General features: G+C 57.8%; 17 protein-coding genes. 7 read left to right on the top strand and 10 right to left on the bottom strand.

Annotated features, from left to right (window positions below; all coding sequences use genetic code 11):
• The first annotated feature begins 51 nt into the window (after positions 1-51).
• The 4 genes from xseB (at position 52) to EBA31_RS04140 (ending at position 4,224) form a co-directional block, all read left to right on the top strand.
• Complete coding sequence (xseB, locus tag EBA31_RS04155) at positions 52-315, top strand: exodeoxyribonuclease VII small subunit (protein WP_020825478.1); 264 nt, start codon at positions 52-54, stop codon at positions 313-315.
• Between the two features lie 5 nt (positions 316-320).
• On the top strand, positions 321-1,241 hold the full coding sequence (gene ispA, locus EBA31_RS04150; RefSeq protein WP_122077490.1) for a (2E,6E)-farnesyl diphosphate synthase: 921 nt from the start codon (positions 321-323) through the stop codon (positions 1,239-1,241).
• Between the two features lie 34 nt (positions 1,242-1,275).
• A complete protein-coding gene (dxs, locus tag EBA31_RS04145; protein ID WP_116691066.1) occupies positions 1,276-3,141 on the top strand; it encodes a 1-deoxy-D-xylulose-5-phosphate synthase in 1,866 nt (621 codons plus the stop codon).
• 108 nt (positions 3,142-3,249) lie between these two features.
• A complete protein-coding gene (locus tag EBA31_RS04140) occupies positions 3,250-4,224 on the top strand; it encodes an aldo/keto reductase (RefSeq protein WP_046374358.1) in 975 nt (324 codons plus the stop codon).
• A gap of 46 nt (positions 4,225-4,270) precedes the next feature.
• Here EBA31_RS04140 and pgpA read toward each other — a convergent pair whose 3' ends face one another.
• The 6 genes from pgpA to nrdR form a co-directional block, all read right to left on the bottom strand.
• Positions 4,271-4,765: a phosphatidylglycerophosphatase A gene (pgpA, locus tag EBA31_RS04135; protein WP_041414271.1), complete on the bottom strand. Its 495-nt coding sequence runs from the start codon at positions 4,763-4,765 to the stop codon at positions 4,271-4,273.
• 1 nt (position 4,766) lies between these two features.
• Positions 4,767-5,750: a thiamine-phosphate kinase gene (gene thiL / locus EBA31_RS04130; RefSeq protein ID WP_116691067.1), complete on the bottom strand. Its 984-nt coding sequence runs from the start codon at positions 5,748-5,750 to the stop codon at positions 4,767-4,769.
• Between the two features lie 52 nt (positions 5,751-5,802).
• Complete coding sequence (nusB, locus tag EBA31_RS04125) at positions 5,803-6,219, bottom strand: transcription antitermination factor NusB (RefSeq protein ID WP_020825472.1); 417 nt, start codon at positions 6,217-6,219, stop codon at positions 5,803-5,805.
• Positions 6,220-6,239: 20 nt separating this feature from the next.
• On the bottom strand, positions 6,240-6,710 hold the full coding sequence (gene ribE / locus EBA31_RS04120) for a 6,7-dimethyl-8-ribityllumazine synthase (RefSeq protein WP_012005513.1): 471 nt from the start codon (positions 6,708-6,710) through the stop codon (positions 6,240-6,242).
• A 119-nt stretch (positions 6,711-6,829) separates the two neighbouring features.
• Positions 6,830-7,939 carry a bifunctional diaminohydroxyphosphoribosylaminopyrimidine deaminase/5-amino-6-(5-phosphoribosylamino)uracil reductase RibD gene (ribD, locus tag EBA31_RS04115; RefSeq protein WP_122077488.1) on the bottom strand — a complete coding sequence of 370 codons (1,110 nt, stop codon included), beginning with the start codon at positions 7,937-7,939 and terminating at the stop codon, positions 6,830-6,832.
• 10 nt (positions 7,940-7,949) lie between these two features.
• Positions 7,950-8,399, bottom strand: coding sequence for a transcriptional regulator NrdR (gene nrdR, locus EBA31_RS04110; protein ID WP_004949256.1), 450 nt, complete (start codon positions 8,397-8,399; stop codon positions 7,950-7,952).
• A 186-nt stretch (positions 8,400-8,585) separates the two neighbouring features.
• Between nrdR and EBA31_RS04105 the strand changes: the two genes are divergently transcribed.
• Positions 8,586-9,140, top strand: coding sequence for a DUF3251 domain-containing protein (locus EBA31_RS04105; protein ID WP_020825470.1), 555 nt, complete (start codon positions 8,586-8,588; stop codon positions 9,138-9,140).
• 47 nt (positions 9,141-9,187) lie between these two features.
• On the opposite strand, the gene ttrA is transcribed toward EBA31_RS04105, so the two are convergent.
• The 3 genes from ttrA to ttrB are packed head-to-tail and all read right to left on the bottom strand — an operon-like array spanning position 9,188 to position 14,053.
• Positions 9,188-12,271 carry a tetrathionate reductase subunit TtrA gene (gene ttrA, locus EBA31_RS04100; protein WP_122077486.1) on the bottom strand — a complete coding sequence of 1,028 codons (3,084 nt, stop codon included), beginning with the start codon at positions 12,269-12,271 and terminating at the stop codon, positions 9,188-9,190.
• Positions 12,264-13,322, bottom strand: a complete 1,059-nt coding sequence (gene ttrC, locus EBA31_RS04095; RefSeq protein ID WP_122077484.1) for a tetrathionate reductase subunit TtrC — start codon at positions 13,320-13,322, stop codon at positions 12,264-12,266. The genes ttrA and ttrC overlap by 8 nt, the downstream gene beginning before the upstream one ends.
• Complete coding sequence (gene ttrB, locus EBA31_RS04090) at positions 13,319-14,053, bottom strand: tetrathionate reductase subunit TtrB (RefSeq protein ID WP_122077482.1); 735 nt, start codon at positions 14,051-14,053, stop codon at positions 13,319-13,321. The genes ttrC and ttrB overlap by 4 nt, the downstream gene beginning before the upstream one ends.
• 153 nt (positions 14,054-14,206) lie before the next feature.
• Between ttrB and ttrS the strand changes: the two genes are divergently transcribed.
• Positions 14,207-15,961, top strand: coding sequence for a tetrathionate respiration histidine kinase TtrS (gene ttrS / locus EBA31_RS04085; RefSeq protein ID WP_122077480.1), 1,755 nt, complete (start codon positions 14,207-14,209; stop codon positions 15,959-15,961).
• Positions 15,939-16,538 (top strand): tetrathionate respiration response regulator TtrR, encoded by a 600-nt coding sequence (ttrR, locus tag EBA31_RS04080; RefSeq protein ID WP_115059871.1) that lies wholly within the window; start codon positions 15,939-15,941, stop codon positions 16,536-16,538. Before ttrS ends, ttrR begins: the two co-directional genes overlap by 23 nt.
• A gap of 69 nt (positions 16,539-16,607) precedes the next feature.
• On the opposite strand, the gene secF is transcribed toward ttrR, so the two are convergent.
• A complete protein-coding gene (secF, locus tag EBA31_RS04075) occupies positions 16,608-17,576 on the bottom strand; it encodes a protein translocase subunit SecF (RefSeq protein ID WP_020825464.1) in 969 nt (322 codons plus the stop codon).
• Positions 17,577-17,586: the final 10 nt, after the last annotated feature.

Raw genomic sequence — 17,586 nt, 5'->3', positions numbered from 1 at the left:
CTAGGATAGGCTCTGGCGCCACTGTTCACATGATGATGTAAAAAGAAAATTATGCCGAAAAAACCTGCACAATCAGACAGTACAGAGCAAAACGTCAGCTTTGAGAGCTCCCTCAGCGAGCTGGAAAACATCGTGACGCGTCTGGAATCGGGTGAGTTACCGCTGGAAGACGCGCTGAATGAATTCGAACGCGGCGTGCAGTTGGCGCGTCAGGGCCAGCAGAAGCTGCAGCAGGCGGAGCAGCGCGTACAAATTTTGCTTAACGACAGCGCCGATGATGCTGCGCTGACGCCTTTCACACCGGATGCCGAGTAATCACCATGTCCGTAACTGTCCAACAGACCGCTTTTTCTGACCAGTTGCAGGCCTTGCGCCAGCGGGCCGACCGCACGCTGCTGGATTTTATCGCACCGTTGCCATTCAACGATGGCAATATGGTGGCGGCAATGCGTCACGGTGCACTGCTTGGCGGGAAACGCCTGCGTCCGTTTCTGGTGTACACTACCGGGCAGATGTTTGGCGTATCACTGAATAATTTGGATGCTCCCGCAGCTGCGGTAGAATGCATTCACGCCTACTCGCTGATCCATGACGACTTGCCGGCCATGGACGACGACGATCTGCGTCGCGGTCAGCCAACCTGCCACATCAAATTTGGCGAGGCCAATGCCATTCTTGCCGGAGATGCATTGCAAACGCTGGCATTCACCATTCTGGCCGATGCCGACATGCCCGACGTGGCGCTGCGCGATCGGTTGGCGATGGTTTCCGAGCTGGCCACCGCCAGCGGCGTTGCCGGCATGTGCGGTGGGCAATCGCTGGATCTGGAAGCCGAAGATAAGCAGATAGGTCTGGAAGCGTTGGAACAGATCCATCGCCACAAAACCGGCGCGTTAATTCGCGCAGCAGTTCGCCTTGGGGCTCTGGCCGCCGGTGAACCCGGCCGTAAAGCGCTGCCGCAGCTTGACCGATACGCCGCCGCGATAGGCCTGGCTTTTCAGGTGCAGGATGATATTTTGGACGTGGTCGGCGAAACCGAAAAAATCGGTAAACGCCAGGGGGCGGACCAGCAACACGGAAAGAGCACCTATCCAGCTTTGCTCGGGCTTGACAGCGCGAAAGCAAAAGCGTGGGATCTCTATCAGGAAGCTTTAGCTGCATTAGACACTTTGGCAGCACAATCTTATAACACAGCGCCATTGCGAGCGTTAGCCAGCTTCATTATTGAACGCGACAATTAACGTGTGACGTTAACTCCTCTGATATGAGTATCGAATGAGTCTTGATATAGCCAAATACCCGACCCTGGCGCTAGCGGAAAATCCCGATGAACTCCGTTCGCTGCCGAAAGAGAGCCTGCCGAAACTGTGTGACGAACTTCGGCAATACCTGCTGGACAGCGTCAGCCGTTCCAGCGGCCACTTTGCCTCCGGGCTGGGAACCGTCGAACTGACGGTGGCGTTGCACTATGTGTACCACACCCCCTTCGATCATCTGGTGTGGGACGTGGGTCATCAGGCTTACCCGCATAAAATTTTGACCGGTCGCCGCGACAAGATTTCTACCATTCGCCAGAAAAATGGCCTGCACCCTTTCCCATGGCGTGCGGAAAGTGAGTATGACGTGTTGTCGGTTGGTCACTCCTCGACTTCGATCAGCGCCGGTCTCGGCATGGCGGTAGCTGCGGCTCGCGAAGGCAAAAATCGCCGTACGGTTTGCGTTATCGGCGATGGCGCCATCACCGCCGGTATGGCGTTTGAAGCCATGAACCACGCCGGTGACATCGATCCGGATATGCTGGTGGTGCTTAACGACAATGAAATGTCGATTTCGGAAAACGTCGGTGCGCTGAACAATCATCTGGCGCAGCTGTTGTCCGGCAAGCTTTACTCCACCCTGCGTGAGGGCGGTAAAAAAGTGCTGTCCGGCCTGCCGCCAATCAAAGAGCTGGTCAAGCGTACCGAAGAACACCTGAAAGGCATGGTCGTGCCGGGCACGCTGTTCGAAGAGCTAGGCTTTAACTACATTGGCCCGGTCGACGGCCATGACGTTCAGGGACTGGTCGCTACGTTGAAGAACATGCGTGACCTGAAAGGCCCGCAACTGCTGCATATCATGACCAAAAAGGGCCGTGGATACGCACCGGCAGAAAAAGACCCGATCAGCTTCCACGCGGTACCCAAATTCGATCCGGCCAGCGGTACCCTGCCGAAAAGCGCCGGCGGCCTGCCGACCTATTCAAAAATCTTTGGCGATTGGCTGTGCGAAACCGCCGCCAAAGACAGCTCACTGATGGCGATTACCCCGGCAATGCGTGAAGGCTCGGGCATGGTGCAATTCTCCCGCGACTATCCGCAGCAATATTTTGACGTAGCGATCGCCGAACAGCACGCGGTGACCTTCGCTGCCGGGTTGGCGATTGGCGGCTACAAACCGGTGGTGGCGATTTACTCCACCTTCCTGCAGCGCGCTTACGATCAACTGATCCACGACGTCGCGATTCAAAATTTGCCGGTGATGTTTGCCATCGATCGCGGCGGTATTGTCGGCGCTGACGGCCAGACTCACCAGGGTGCGTTCGATCTGTCATTCATGCGCTGCATCCCGACTATGGTGATCATGACGCCAAGTGATGAGAACGAATGCCGCCAAATGCTCTACACCGGTTATCACTATAACGAAGGCCCAAGCGCCGTACGTTACCCTCGCGGTACGGGTACCGGCGCGCCGCTGGAGCCCCTTAGCGCGCTGCCGATCGGCAAAGGCGTTGTCCGCCGTGAAGGTGAAAAACTGGCGATCCTGAACTTCGGCACCTTGCTGCCGGAAGCTGCGCAGGTGGCGGAAGCGCTCAATGCCACGCTGGTGGATATGCGCTTCGTAAAACCGCTGGACGAACAGCTGGTGCTGGAGCTGGCAGCCAGCCATGACGCGCTGGTCACGCTGGAAGAAAACGCCATTATGGGCGGTGCCGGTAGCGGTGTTAACGAGTTGCTGATGGCCAAGCGTCGCGCTATCCCGGTACTGAATATCGGCCTGCCGGACAGCTTTATCTCACAAGGCAGCCAGGAAGAGGTGCGTGTCGATCTGGGTTTGGATGCCGCAGGGATACAGCAGAAGATTGAGGTCTGGCTGGCGCAATAATTTTCGCGCCTGATTTGACCGACGCCTCCGCATTGCGGAGGCGTTTTCATTTGCGTCGCCCGAAAACCCGCTACAGTTAAAGTTCTGTGCTGATACCGGGAGGAAAGCATGAAGTATCTGAAACTGGGCAATACCGACCTGAACGTTTCCCGCATCTGCCTCGGCTGCATGACCTACGGTGAACCCGACCGTGGCAACCATGCCTGGACGCTACCGGAAGAAAGCAGTCGCCCGCTGCTGAAACAGGCGCTGGATGCCGGCATCAACTTCTTCGATACCGCCAACAGTTACTCAGATGGCAGCAGCGAAGAGATCGTCGGCCGGGCGCTGCGCGATTACGCTCGCCGTGACGAAGTGGTGCTCGCCACCAAAGTCTATTTCCCGATGAGCAATCTCGAGTCTGGGCTATCGCGCGCTAAAATCATGCAGTCCATCGACGATAGCTTGCAGCGACTGGGCACCGACTACGTTGATCTGTTGCAGATCCACCGTTGGGACTATGAAACGCCGCTGGAAGAAACGCTGGAAGCGCTGCATGAGGTGGTGAAAGCCGGCAAGGCGCGTTATATCGGCGCGTCTTCGATGTACGCCTGGCAGTTCGCCAAGGCACTTTATACCGCCGATCTGCACGGCTGGACGCGTTTTGTCAGCATGCAGGATCAGTACAACCTGATCCAGCGGGAAGAAGAGCGAGAGATGCTGCCGCTGTGCGCCGCCGAGGGTATCGCGGTGCTGCCCTGGAGCCCGCTGGCACGTGGGCGCCTGACCCGTCCATGGGGTGAAACCACCGCGCGGCTGGTGTCCGATCAGGTCGGCAAAAACTTGTACGATGAAACCGAAGGCATTGACGCCATCATCGCAGAACGCGTGGCGAGCATTGCGCAAGAACGCGGCGTATCTCGGGCGCAAATCGCTCTGGCATGGCTATTGAGCAAGCCGGTCGTCAGTGCGCCAATCATCGGCGCGTCACGTCATGAACATCTGGAAGACGCCGTTGCTGCCGTCGATCTTGAATTAACCCAGGAAGAGATAGCCGAGCTGGAAACGGCTTATGTGCCGCATCATGTGACAGGATTTGAATAGCACAGTGAGTATCAAGGGCGCAGCATGATGAACTGCGCCCTTGTCATCAGAACAGCCCGGCAGGCCAGTGATGACCAATCAGGTAGATGATACCGGCGGAAATCACCCCGGCGACGATGTCGTCGATCATAATCCCCATGCCACCGTGCACGTTGCGATCGAACCAACGGATCGGCCACGGCTTCCACATATCCAGAATGCGGAAAATCACAAAGCCCGCGGCAACCCATTGCCAGTCGTTGACCGGCAGCGCCATCAGCGTGATCCACATCCCGACAAATTCGTCCCAGACGATGCTGCCGTGATCATGGACCTTCATATCTTTGGCCGTCTGGTGGCACAAATAAACGCCGATGCAGATGCTGAACATCACCAGCAGCGAATAGAGTTGCCACGGCAGTTGGATCAACAATAACCAGAACGGGATCGCCGCCAGCGACCCCATGGTGCCCGGTACCACCGGTGACAAACCGCTGCCGAAGCCGGTTGCCAACAAGTGCCACGGATTGCTCATCCGCAAGCGACGTGTTGCTTCATCCATGTTACGCCTGCCCTTCGCTGAAATGATCGAAACCGTGCCATGGCAGCTCAACCGCTTCATCGTTGCGATAGAACTTGATGCCTTCCGAAAGCGGGCCAATCTGACCAATGCAGGTGTAATCCGCGCCCAAATGGCTCAACGCCACTTCCAACGCGCCGCGATTGATCTCCGGTACGGTGAAGCACAGCTCGTAATCCTCTCCGCCGGTCAACGCCCAGCGTAACGCCTGTTCAGCATCGGTGTGGCTGCTTAGCGCCTGCGACAGCGGCAGCTCATCCAAATTGATGCGCGCACCGCACTCGGAGGCTTTCAATACGTGCTTCAGATCGGAAATCAGACCGTCCGAAATATCAATCGCCGAGCTGGCCAGATCGCGCAGCGCCTGCCCTTGCAGCACCCGCGGCTGGGGCCGCAGATGGCGCCCAATCAGGTAATCGCGAGCATCGGCGTCCGCCACCTGCAGGCGATCCTGCAAAACAGCCAACCCGGCGGCGCTGTCACCCAGCGTACCGGTGGTGTAGATCCAATCGCCAATACGTGCGCCGCCACGGGTCAACGCCCGGCCGGCCGGGATCAAGCCGTGGATCGTCAGCGTCATGCTCAATGGGCCACGCGTGGTGTCGCCGCCAATCAACTGCATGCCGTAATAATTAAGTTGTTCGAATAGACTGTCGCTGAACGCCTTCAACCAGGGCTCATTCACTTCCGGCAGGGTTAATGCCAGTGAAAGCCAGGCTGGATCCGCGCCCATAGCCGCCAGATCGCTCAGGTTAACTGCCAACGCTTTGTAACCGAGATCGGCCGGATCGATGTCCGGCAGGAAGTGAACGCCCGAAACCAGGGTATCGGTACTGACGGCCAAAAGCTGTTTTTCTGCCACTGTCAGGAGTGCGCAGTCATCTCCAATGCCCAACTGTACGTCCCGGCGCAGACTCTTAAACCGGTCAAAATAGCGGGCAATGAGGTCAAATTCGCCACATGCCATGGTCGATGTTCCAATAGAAGAAATTAAGGCCGGGGATACCGGCCTTAATTTTTTATTTTTTCTTGCGGATGCTTGGTGCTGCTTTATCCAGCACGCCATTCACAAACTTGTGGCTGTCTTCAGCGCCGAAGGTTTTCGCCAGCTCGATCGCTTCATTGATAGCCACCTTGTACGGCACGTCCTCACGCATTTTCAGCTCAAACAGCGCAATGCGCAGAACGGCTCTTTCCACCTGGCCCAGCTCTTCGAGCTGACGCGACAGGTAAGGTGCCATCAGGCCATCCAGCAGACCTGCATTCACCGCCACGCCGGACAGCAGCTCCCGAAAATAGGCGATGTCCACATCTTTGACATCTTGCTCCGTCAGGAACTGGTGTTCAACATCGGCAATGTCATTTTTAGACAACTGCCAAGAGTAAAGCGCTTGAACAGCGCACTCACGAGCGCGGCGACGAGCAGCAGGTTTCACGGAATTCCCCTTAACTAAATTCAGGCTTTAATAGCTTTGATAACATTAATCATTTCAAGTGCGGTCAGAGCAGCTTCAGCACCCTTGTTGCCCGCTTTGGTGCCGGCACGTTCGATAGCCTGTTCGATGCTCTCGGTTGTCAGCACGCCAAAGGCAACCGGGATTTCAGTGTTCAAAGAAACACTGCCCAGGCCGGAGCTGGCTTCGCCCGCGACATATTCGAAGTGCGCGGTGCCCCCACGGATAACGGTGCCCAGTGCAATAACCGCATCGTATTTGCCGGTGTTAGCCAGCACGCGTGCAGTCAGCGGCAGCTCGTAAGCGCCCGGGACCCAGACAACGGTGATGTTGTCGTCAGCAACCTGGCCAATGCGCTTGAGTGCATCGATAGCACCTTGCAGCAGGCTGTCGTTGATGAAATTGTTAAAACGTGCAATTGCGATCGCCACACGGGCATTTGGAGTAGCAACAACACCTTCGATAACTTTCATGGGCTTTCCTTAAAAATGGGTTCAATACCCCGCAGGGGGGCGGATTCTATCACATTCTTTATCTGCCTGCGCGGGCGGTTTTGTAAAACGCTGACCGCCCCGGCTCGCGGGCATTAAATTCAGTATTTTGCCTTCAACCGCAGCCGCAAATCGGGGCCAATTTGCCGTACTTCGCTGAAAACAAACTCCGGCGCATCGGCCAGACGCTCAAGGCCTGGCAGTTGACACAGACCGCGGCCATTATCGCCCAACAGTTTTGGCGCGATGTACAAAATGAGCTCATCGACCAGCCCCGCCTGCAGCAAGGCACCGGCGAGCTGTGCACCGCCCTCTACCCAGATCGAGTTCACCTGGCGTTTCGCCAGTTGCATCATCATCACCACCAGATCGACTCCGCCGCCGTGCGCCGGAAACGTCAGTTGCTCGACGTCCTGCGGCCAGGTTTGAGCGTCCGCCTGCAGGCGTGCCAACCAGGTTGCACCCGGCTGATTAACCACCCGATGCTGAGGCGTGACGCGATTTTGGCTGTCGAGGATAATGCGCAACGGCTGGCGCAGGTTTTCACGCGGATAAATGCTTTGAGTTTCGGCGTCCAGCTCATCCCAACGAACCGTCAGTGACGGATCATCAGCCAGCACCGTAGCGCTGGTGCTGAGAATCGCGGCGCTTTGCGCCCGCAACCGCTGCACGTCCTGACGCGCCTGCTCAGAGGTGATCCATTGGCTTTCGCCAGAGGCCATTGCCGTGCGCCCATCCAGCGAGGCACCCAGCTTCAGTTGTACATAAGGGAAGCCGGTGCGCATGCGCTTGAGGAAGCCCAGATTCACCGCCTCGGCTTCGGCCAGCATCACACCGTGGCGTACGTCCAGCCCGGCCTGCTGCAGCTTATACAGACCACGACCGGCGACCTGCGGATTAGGATCTTGCATCGCCGCAACCACACGGGTAATACCGGCGGCGACCAATGCATCGGCACAAGGCGGCGTGCGGCCATGGTGGCTACACGGCTCCAACGTGACGTAAGCCGTGGCACCACGGGCTTTTTCGCCCGCCATGCGCAACGCATGCACTTCCGCATGGGGTTCACCGGCGCGCAAATGGTAGCCTTCGCCGACGATTTCGCCATCGCGCACAATCACGCAGCCGACGTTAGGGTTAGGTGCCGTAGTAAAACGCCCCAGCCGCGCCAGTTCGAAGGCGCGCGCCATATACAATTCGTCGTTATGCATCAAAGCTCCCTTAGTCCTGCAGACGGGCGATCTCTTCGCCAAATTCGCGGATATCTTCAAAGCTGCGATAAACCGAGGCAAAGCGAATATAGGCCACTTTATCCAGCTTTTTCAGCGCATCCATCACCAGGTTGCCCACCAGTTTAGTCGGCACTTCACGCTCGCCGGTGGCACGCAGTTGGGATTTAATGTGGTTAATCGCGTTTTCCACGTCGTCGGAGCTGACCGGGCGCTTTTCCAACGCTTTCAGCATGCCACGACGCAGTTTGTCTTCGTTGAAGGGCTCGCGAACTTCATCGCTTTTTATTACCCGCGGCATCACCAGTTCAGCCACTTCAAAGGTGGTGAAACGTTCATTACAAACCAGACATTGGCGGCGACGGCGCACCTGCGAACCATCACCCACCAGGCGAGAATCAATGACTTTGGTATCAACGGCGGCGCAGAAAGGGCAATGCATAACACGTCCTGATAAACGTTTTCATAGTTAAGAACAGTTTACCCCGAAGTGCGGTCACAACAAAGGCCGCCGGTTATTTGTTGCGAGCCCCTCTTCGAAATAGCGCCCCAAAAGGCGACGAACATGACTTTCCCCACCAGGCGGGCTAAGCTGATATCAGGAGATGTTGAATAGGAAATACCCGCCATGACAACCCGTTACCCCAAAATTTGCCTGCTCAGCGCACTGGTTCTGCTGGCCGGATGCGCACAAACTCGCGAAGTGCCGAAGCTGCGTAACCAGGTGGTTGAACTGAATCAGAAACTCACCATCCTGACCAATCAGGCCACGGCGCTGGAACAGCAAAACCAGCTGAATCAGAACTCCACAAGCGGCGTCTATCTGGTGCCTGCTGCCAATAATGCCGCCCGTCTGCACAGCAATCTCGGCGAACTGAGCGTGTCACTTAGCCACGTAAAAACCGAGGCTAACGGCGCCCAGGCCTTGTTGCACGTTCGCACCTTGTCACAAGCCTCCTTGCCTGCGTTCAAGGCGGTAGTAGAATGGGGCCAGCTAGATGCGGCTACCGGTAAACCGCTGACGGCCGATGCGCTTTCACAACCTATCGCCACCGCGGACTCGCTGCTGCCAAAAACAGAATACAGCTTTGAGCTGCGTTTCAGCGGCCTGACGCCAGAGCAATTAGGCTATGTGCGACTGCACAGCGTAGAGCCCACTACGGCCGCCGTCCCTCAGCACTAAGCTTTTGAATGCCCACTCCCGGCCTTGACCGAGCGTGGGCCTACCGCTTAGCTCAACCGCTGCAGCCTTGCCGGCAACCCTTGGCGCACCGCCGCGCCGCTGACCCAATCCAGCCAGCTATTGCTGATTTCGCGGGTCGGATCGGGCAAACCGAGGTCATTGAGATTAATGCCGGCGGCAATGCGTGCATCCGCGGCCAACGGTTGACCATCCAGTGTGTGTGTCCGCGCGCCCATCTCACGATGGCCATAACCATGCTCAATAGCAATTACGCCAGGCATCACGCCATCCAGCAGGCTGATCTGGGCTTCGACGCTGCCTCCCGGAGTCTGCAACCTGACCCGATCGCCATGCCGCAGCGCATAGCGTCGCGCATCGGCCGGATTCAGCGCCACCAGATTGACCGGTTTCACCGCACGCAAGCGATCGATCGGTGCCGTAGAGCTGCTCATCAGATGCGATTTGAACGACATCAAACGGAATGGCCATGCCTCTGGCGGATAGTGCTCCCCGACATCAGAGCCGTCGGCAAAACGCGGCGGGTAATAGGTCGGACAGCCGCTATAGCGTTCTCCCGTCATCGCATGGCGGTGGCGGGCCACCTCTTCATTCCAGATATTCAATCCCTTTTTCCACTGCGGGCCGGTTTCATCGCCACGCCAGGCCTGCTCATAAGGCGCAAAACGCCCACCGCGCGCCAGCAGATAGCCCACACGCAGTCGCTCATCCGCTTTCAACACGCTATCCAGCGCCGGTTGCAGGCGATCGACCCCGGTCAATCGCAGCTCGCTTTCCGTCGCCTCGGGCAGCGGTTCACCGGCAAAGGCCACGTTGGCCGCCGCCCGCAGATAATAATCTTCGGCATTGTGCAGCCCGAAGCGGTTACCCTGTAGATCCTGCAATGCGCCGTCGCCAAAGCCCGGTAAACCCATTGCTTTAGACAGCGCAATGACAAAGCTCTCCAGCGCCACCGGCTGCCCATCGGCCGTTTTCGCCGTACGTGACGGCACCACCGGCCAACGTGCAGTGCTCGCCCGCACCATCACACCGGACCAGGGGGCGGTAAAGCCCCAACTCTCGAAGTTATGCGTATCCGGGACGATATAGTCCGCCAGCGCACTGGTTTCGTTAATAAAAGCATCGATCGCAATAAACAGCGGTAGCTGCCGCGGGTCCTTCAGCCGACGCTCAACCACCTCACGCAGACCGGCCACGCCATACAGCGGGTTGCCCATATGGCTGATCCAGGCTTTTAGCGGGTAGGGATATCCCATCAGCGCCGGTGCCAACTGTTCGGTGAACTGACCCGCCACGAACGGGTACCAAGGCCCGCGCGCCGGGTAAGGTTTTTCCCCTTGCTCAAGCTTGCGGCGATATTCGTCGGATTGTTCATACGCCTGCTTGCTGCGTGATAGCACCAATCCTTTCGGTTTCACCATGCCGGGAAACGTCTTGAGGTTATAGCGTGGCCCGTCGGCAAACTCTTTGAATTTGCCGCCGCCTACCGAAACACCGCCCTTAAGGTTCAGGTTGCCGATCAGCGCGTTGAGCATCATCACCGCCCAACTGTTATAAAAGCCGTTGCCGCTCATCATGCCGCCGTGGGCAATCACCGCCGCTTGCCGTTGGTAAGAGGTGAATTCTTTGGCCAGTGCGGCAATGGTCTCGGCACTGACGCCGCAGCGCGCGCTGTATTCAACCAGCGTAAAGCGCTCAGCCGCCTGTTGCAGACACAGGAAGCTCGAACGCACCCGAACCTGCGAACCGTCGACCAACTGTAATGGCTGATCCACCCGCAACGGCCCCTGCAGCGCCAGGTTGGCCGCTACCGGCTGACCGCGCTGCTCATCCCATACCAAAGGCGAACTCTCTGACTCTCCTGGCGTGCTGCCGTCCAGATGTTCCTGACGCAAAAACTGTCCGCACAAGGGGTGATCTTCATCGGTGACTACCAGGTGCGTGGCATTGGTCCAGCTTTTTTCACCGGCGGCCTGCATTGCCACCTCGCCTGGCAACGCCAGGTAGTCTGCGTTATAACGTTCCTGTTCGATAATCCAGCGGATCATCCCCATGACCAACGCAGAGTCTGTACCGGGCAACACCGGCACCCAACGGTTGTGATCGTTGGCCAGGGTCGTGGTCAACGGCAATGCCGGAGCCACGACCACGTAACGAAACTCGTCGCGCATGCGGGCATTGGCCAGTTGGCGCCCCTGGCGCTTGAACGGGTTGCCGGACTGCGCCGGTGAAGTGCCGAGAAACAGGCCAAAGCGCAAATTATCCCAGTCCGGTTTGACGTGGGCATTGGTTTCCAAATCGCCCATTAAAGCCCCGGAACCGGCACGATAGGCCAATCCACAATAGGCACCATGATGACCGAAGTTACGTGTCCCGAAGGCGTTTTGCGCGAAACGTTTGATGAACGCGTCCCGGCCTTCATCGCCGGCATTGGTGACCAACAGTTGATTGGCCTTGGGGCCCAACGAAGGCTGAGCCGGATCGAGCGGCGTGTCGAGATCGCGGATAGCCCGCAGCCCCTCGATCGGCCCTTCGCCAAACAGATCGCCGCCCTCCACCACTTCCTGAATCAGCTGTTCAAAGCTGATGCGTTGCCACTGCCCGCTGCCGCGCGGCCCTACCCGCTTCATCGGCTCCAGCACGCGGTAAGGGCTGGTTAATCCCTCCAGCAAGGTCGCGCCCCTGGCGCAGGCCGTCGAACGCTGTTCAAGGCCCTCATCGCCCCCCAGACGGTTGAGCGCGTCCGCCACCGGCAAAGCGTAGGGAAAGTGACGATCGTGAGATAGCGGATGGTAAGGATTACCGGCGATCCGCAAGATCTGGTGGTTCTGGCGATCCACCCTGACCCGCACCCCGCATAGCGTCCAGCAGCCAAAACACTGGGTCATCGATACTGCCTGCTGTGGGTTGGCCTGCCAACCATCGGGGTGCCGACGCCCTTCGGTCGGCAAGGCGTTGGCGCTGATCCTGTCCAACGTCAATTTACCGCTGCTGCCGTCGCGCAGCCCGGTAAACACCTTCTGCACCATCTCGCTGTAGCTGGCGCCGAACAGCGTCAACCCGCCCAGGGCCAGGCCGCCTTTTAACCACTGACGTCGCGTTGACTTAGCCATAATGTTTTTTCTCCATCAACTGATGCTGTAATTCACGGATCCCAATGATTAACGCTATCCACAACCCCAAAGTGCCCATAATCGCCAACAGCCCTTCGCTGCCGAGCGGTAGCACATAGGGATTGGTTAATACGTTGAACTTAGGCAGCGTCTGGGTTTGCATCAGCAGCAGCCAACGCACACCCCAGCAGAGCAACAGCGCGACCATGCACTGGCCCAGCAACCCTTTTGCCCCCAGCGCTTGGCTGCGAACTCGCCAGGCCAGCGCCAACAACAACAAGATCGAGACGACAACGGCGATGCCGGCCAAACGCCAAACCACGCCTTGACTTGCCAAGCGATGCAACGCGGCAGAGGACGTGCTGCCATCCAGCCACCAGCCAAGGCAAGAGAAGCACAGCAACAGCAAACTCACTGCCTGATAGCCAGCCAGACGTGGCTGCCATTGCGGTTCGTACCGCAACCAGCAGGCCAACAGCGGCGGAACGGCCTGCACAGCGGTAAGCAACAGCAACCAGGGCAACCACAGGCTGTACCACAGCGGCTGCGCCCTGAGGACGGATACCTCGCGCCCGGTATAGAGCAAGATGCTGGCTGCCGAAAGCAAGGTGGCCAGCGCCACCCAACGTAGCCATTTTTCCTCGCGCCAGGACGGGAATATCTGCAACCAACGCGCCCAGAAGGGCAAGGTTTCCGCTCTCAACCGACTACGCATCAGCAGCGCGAAATAGCCCATCACTAGCAGGGTAAACAGCGGCAAGAACAGCGAGCCGAGCGACATCCACGACCAGGGCGTAAAGTGCGCGTAAAAATGCCAGATACGGGCAGGTTGGTGCAGATCGGCACTCAGAGCCAATGGCGCCACGGTGCCGCTCACGACTGCCAACGAGACGGCGGCCAGTTCCAGCCGGACCGTTTTATTGGGTTCACGCCAGCGCAGCCAGACGGCAATAACGACGCTGCCGCAGGCCAAACCGATGAAGAAGAAATACTGCACCGCCCAGGGCAGCCAGGCGATCTCCTGCGGACGGGCCATGATTTCGCGGATCATGCGTGCACCTCCTGCCACAACGCCGGTTGCCCCCGGACATGGCTGACGAAAGCCTCATCCAGCCCCAGATAGAAAACCTGCGGATGCGTGCCCTGCTCAGGCTTGAGTACCTTGAGCTGAGGCTGGTGCTGTTCCAAAGTGCGCCTCAACACTCCCTGACGATCGTTAAGATCGCCAATCATCCGTGCGCCTCCGACACAGGATTCGACACAGGCCGGTAGCAGTCCGGCATCCAGCCGATGCACGCAGAACGTGCATTTGTCCGCGGTTTGAGTTTCATGGTTGATAAAGCGCGCCTCATAAGGGCAGGCCTGTACGCAATAGGCACAGCCAACGCAACGGGTGTTATCGATCACCACAATGCCGTCCTGCCGCTGGAAAGTGGCCTGTACCGGGCAAACCGGCACGCAGGGCGGGTTATCGCAGTGATTGCACAGCCGTGGCAACAGCACGTTGGTGGTCGATGCCTGGCCCTCCAGGGTGACCTGATATTGCAGTACACTGGTGCGAAATTGCCCCTGAGGCAGTTGGTTTTCCACCGCGCAACTGACCGTGCATGCCTGACAGCCAATGCAGCGACGCAAATCAATCAGCATCGCCATGCGTTTTTCGCCGTTGCCTTCGCGACGGGCCGGCTGTAACTGCCAACCTGACTGCGCCAGCGGCACCAGCGCAGCGCCGGCGGTGAGCACACCTAGCCGTTGTAAAAACTGACGTTTCCCACTGTCCATTGATTTCTCCCAATAAGTACCTGCCGGGGAACTGATACAAGGGAGTGTAAAAAGGGCAACCGGTCGCCAATATTGTGGTTTACCACATTACCGTCGACGGCTTGATCCAGGACAATTCAGACCGGTGATGGGGATCATAAAAGCGGAGATGATGTGAAAAGAGCAGCGCTACTTCTGTTGCTGGGCAGTTGGTTGAGCTCAGCCTGGGCGGAACAATGGACGATAGCGGTGCTGGCGCTGCGTGGCGATGCCCATGCGCTGGTCCAATGGCAGCCGTTGGTCGATCACCTTAACCGCCAGTTTCCCGCTGACCATTTCCAACTGTCGCCAGTGAGCCTCAGCGGTATGAAAGAGGCCGTCCGCAGCGAGCGCGTCGATTTTCTGCTCACCAACCCGGCTCAATACGTTCAACTGGATAACCGCTATCCACTGCGCTGGCTGGTTTCACTGCGTTCAGCCCAACCCCCTCTGCAGGGCTCAAGCAACGTCGTCGGCAGCGTCATACTGGTGCGCAGCGACAGTCTAATAACCACGCCCCGCCAACTGACCGGAAAGAACGTCGGTGCCGTCGCTACCGATGCTTTTGGCGGCTACCTGCTGGGTTACAAAGAACTGCTTTCCGCGGGGCTGAACCCGGAGAAAGATCTGCAGCTGCACTTCAGCGGTTACCCGGCGGATGCTCTACTGTATCAATTGCGCGATCGGGCATTGGATGCGGTGATTGTGCCGGTTTGCCTGTTGGAAAAAATGCAGGCGGAAGGATTACTGCAGGCCGGTGATTATCACGCACTGCTGGCGAAGCAAAGCGACCAGCGCTGCCTGACCAGCACCGAACTGTACCCTAACTGGTCCTTTGCCGCCTTAAATCACGTGCCGGACCGGTTGGCAGACGAATTAACTCGCCAGTTGCTGCAGATGAACACCCCCGGTTTGCCGGTTTGGGGAGCCCCGGCGTCATCACGTCAGGTTAATCAGCTGCTGCAGGATCTGAATATCCACCCGACGCAGCGTTCTCTCTGGCAGGAACTGTACCTTTGGGCACAGCAGCATTGGCTGCTGCTCAGTGGAATTTTCGGGGTGATGGTATTGCTCGGCGCCAATCATCTGTGGGTAGGTTATCTGGTACGCCGCCGCGGGCACCAACTCGAACAAATGCATCAGACGCTACGCGCCAGAGAAACTGCTCTGGCCCGGGCGCAGCGCCTCAGCGCCCTGGGCGAAATGGCCTCCGGTTTTGCCCATGAGCTTAACCAACCGCTGGCGGCGATCCGCCACTATGCGGAAGGGTGTCGTATCCGTCTGGAGCGCAGCGACAACCAACATGAACTGCTGCCAATCCTCGAACAGATTGGCCAGCAGGCGCAGCGTGGTGCGGAGAGTATCGTTAATTTGCGACGCTGGGCCAGCAAAACACCCCATGACGAAAATGCACAATGGCTGTTACTGCGCCCGCTGGCGGCACACGTCATCCAATTGATGCAGATCGAACAACAATATCCGCAGTGCCGATTAACCATTAACATCCCGTCGCAGAGTCAGCTGTACAGCCAGGCGACGTTATTAGAGCAAGTGCTCACCAATCTGTTGAGCAACAGCCTGCAGGCGGGTGCCCGACAAATCACGCTGCGCCACGAAGCCGACGCACATCAGCACCGGTTGCTTATTGAAGACGATGGCGGCGGGCTCAACGCCGAACAACTGGCACTGCCGTTCGTGCCCTTCCGCAGTACCAAACAGGAAGGTCTCGGGTTAGGGTTGGTGATCTGCCAGCGGCTGTTGAAGGGCCAAGGCGCAGAGCTGACGCTGGAAAATTACTTAGCTTCCCCACAACGACAGGGGCTACGCGTGATTCTGCACTTCCCTGTCATTCAAAAGGATCCCAGCCATGGCGCTGATACATCTGGTTGATGATGATTTTGCCGTTACCGACGCCTGCCGCTTTTTACTCGAAGGGCTGAATTATCGGGTACAAACCTGGCACGACAGTCAAAAATTCATCGACAGCATCGATCCCTATCAATGCGGCGTCGTCATGCTGGATATCCGGATGCCGGGGATTGACGGGCAACAGGTTCATCAACAGCTGCGGCGGCAAAACAGTACGCTGGCGGTGGTGATCGTCACCGGTCACGGCGATATTGCCATGGCCGTGGAGGAAATGAAGCTGGGAGCCGTCGATTTTCTACAAAAACCGATCGCCGCCGCGCCGCTGATTGAAGCACTGGAGCGCGGCATTATCCATTCGCAACGTCAGGTTGAGCAACGCCAACGGCAACAGCTTTTCGGCGCGCTGACACCGCGCGAACGCGATATTGCCCGTGCGGTAGCCGCAGGAATGACCAACAAACAGATCGCCGAACATCACTTTATCGCGGTACGCACCGTCGAAGTGCATCGGGCCAGAGTGATGGAAAAAATGCAGGCGGGTAGCCTGGCAGAACTGGTGAACGCGCTTAACCGACTAACGCTAACCAGTCTGGATTAGCGATTTTCAGGCAAAAAAATGCCGGTCGGGATAAACCGGACCGGCATCGTATTTCAACTCACCGACAGATTACGGCAAGAGAGAAGGCTGATCTGCGCCCTCTTTCTCCACTTTCTGCTGCAGCATGTGTTCACGTTTCATACCCAGCTTCAACGCCAGCGCGGACGCCACGTAGATGGAGGATACGGTACCGATAGACACACCGATCAACATAGCCAGAGAGAAGCCGTGCAGCATCGCGCCGCCGAAGATGTACAGCATCAGCACCACCATCAGGGTGGTACCGGAGGTCATCAAAGTACGGCTCAGCGTCTGGGTCAGCGACACGTTCATGATTTCGTAAGGCGTCCCGCGGCGGATCTTGCGGAAGTTCTCACGAATACGGTCGGAAACCACGATGCTGTCGTTCAACGAGTAACCGATAACCGACATCAATGAAGCGACGATGGTCAGGTCAATCTCGATATGGAACAGCGACAGCACGCCCAAGGTGATGACCACGTCGTGCGCCAGCGCGATAACCGCCCCCAGCGCCAAACGCCATTCGAAGCGGAAACCGACGTAGATCAAGATACTGATCAACGCCACCAGCAGCGCCATGCCGCCGTTTTGCGCCAGTTCGGTGCCCACGCTCGGGCCGACGAACTCTATGCGTTTTACGCTAGCGTTTTTGTCGACCGAATCGTTGATCACGCCGATCACTTTGTTACCCAGTTCCTGGCCAGCGGTACCGGTCGCCGGTGGCATACGCACCATCACGTCACGGCTGCTGCCAAAGTTCTGAATAACCGGGTCCTGGAACCCGGCTTTTTCCAGCGTATCGCGCATCAAATCGAGGTTGGCCGGTTTTTCCAGGCTGATTTCAATCACCGTACCGCCGGTGAAATCCAGACCCCAGTTAAAACCGCGTACCGACATAACGGCGATTGACGCGATCAGCAGCACCAGCGAGATGCCGAAGGCCACGTAATCCCAGCGCATAAAGTCATAGACTCTACGGCCGTAGTTGAGTTGTTCAACAGTATAATCCTGTGCCACAACGCACTCC

The sequence above is a fragment of the Serratia sp. P2ACOL2 genome (genome assembly GCF_003691565.1).
Classification (GTDB): domain Bacteria; phylum Pseudomonadota; class Gammaproteobacteria; order Enterobacterales; family Enterobacteriaceae; genus Serratia; species Serratia liquefaciens.
This window is presented reverse-complemented; position numbering and strand designations above follow the sequence as displayed.

Coding starts and splice junctions, on each gene's coding strand:
- pgpA (WP_041414271.1), bottom strand. CDS start 4,765: ATGGATGAAGCAACACGTCGCTTGCGGATGAGCAATCCGTGGCACTTG.
- xseB (WP_020825478.1), top strand. CDS start 52: ATGCCGAAAAAACCTGCACAATCAGACAGTACAGAGCAAAACGTCAGC.
- ribD (WP_122077488.1), bottom strand. CDS start 7,939: ATGCATAACGACGAATTGTATATGGCGCGCGCCTTCGAACTGGCGCGG.
- nrdR (WP_004949256.1), bottom strand. CDS start 8,399: ATGCATTGCCCTTTCTGCGCCGCCGTTGATACCAAAGTCATTGATTCT.
- EBA31_RS04140 (WP_046374358.1), top strand. CDS start 3,250: ATGAAGTATCTGAAACTGGGCAATACCGACCTGAACGTTTCCCGCATC.
- ttrC (WP_122077484.1), bottom strand. CDS start 13,322: ATGATCCGCGAAATCATGGCCCGTCCGCAGGAGATCGCCTGGCTGCCC.
- ispA (WP_122077490.1), top strand. CDS start 321: ATGTCCGTAACTGTCCAACAGACCGCTTTTTCTGACCAGTTGCAGGCC.
- dxs (WP_116691066.1), top strand. CDS start 1,276: ATGAGTCTTGATATAGCCAAATACCCGACCCTGGCGCTAGCGGAAAAT.
- ribE (WP_012005513.1), bottom strand. CDS start 6,710: ATGAAAGTTATCGAAGGTGTTGTTGCTACTCCAAATGCCCGTGTGGCG.
- ttrR (WP_115059871.1), top strand. CDS start 15,939: ATGGCGCTGATACATCTGGTTGATGATGATTTTGCCGTTACCGACGCC.
- ttrB (WP_122077482.1), bottom strand. CDS start 14,053: ATGGACAGTGGGAAACGTCAGTTTTTACAACGGCTAGGTGTGCTCACC.
- ttrA (WP_122077486.1), bottom strand. CDS start 12,271: ATGGCTAAGTCAACGCGACGTCAGTGGTTAAAAGGCGGCCTGGCCCTG.
- thiL (WP_116691067.1), bottom strand. CDS start 5,750: ATGGCATGTGGCGAATTTGACCTCATTGCCCGCTATTTTGACCGGTTT.
- EBA31_RS04105 (WP_020825470.1), top strand. CDS start 8,586: ATGACAACCCGTTACCCCAAAATTTGCCTGCTCAGCGCACTGGTTCTG.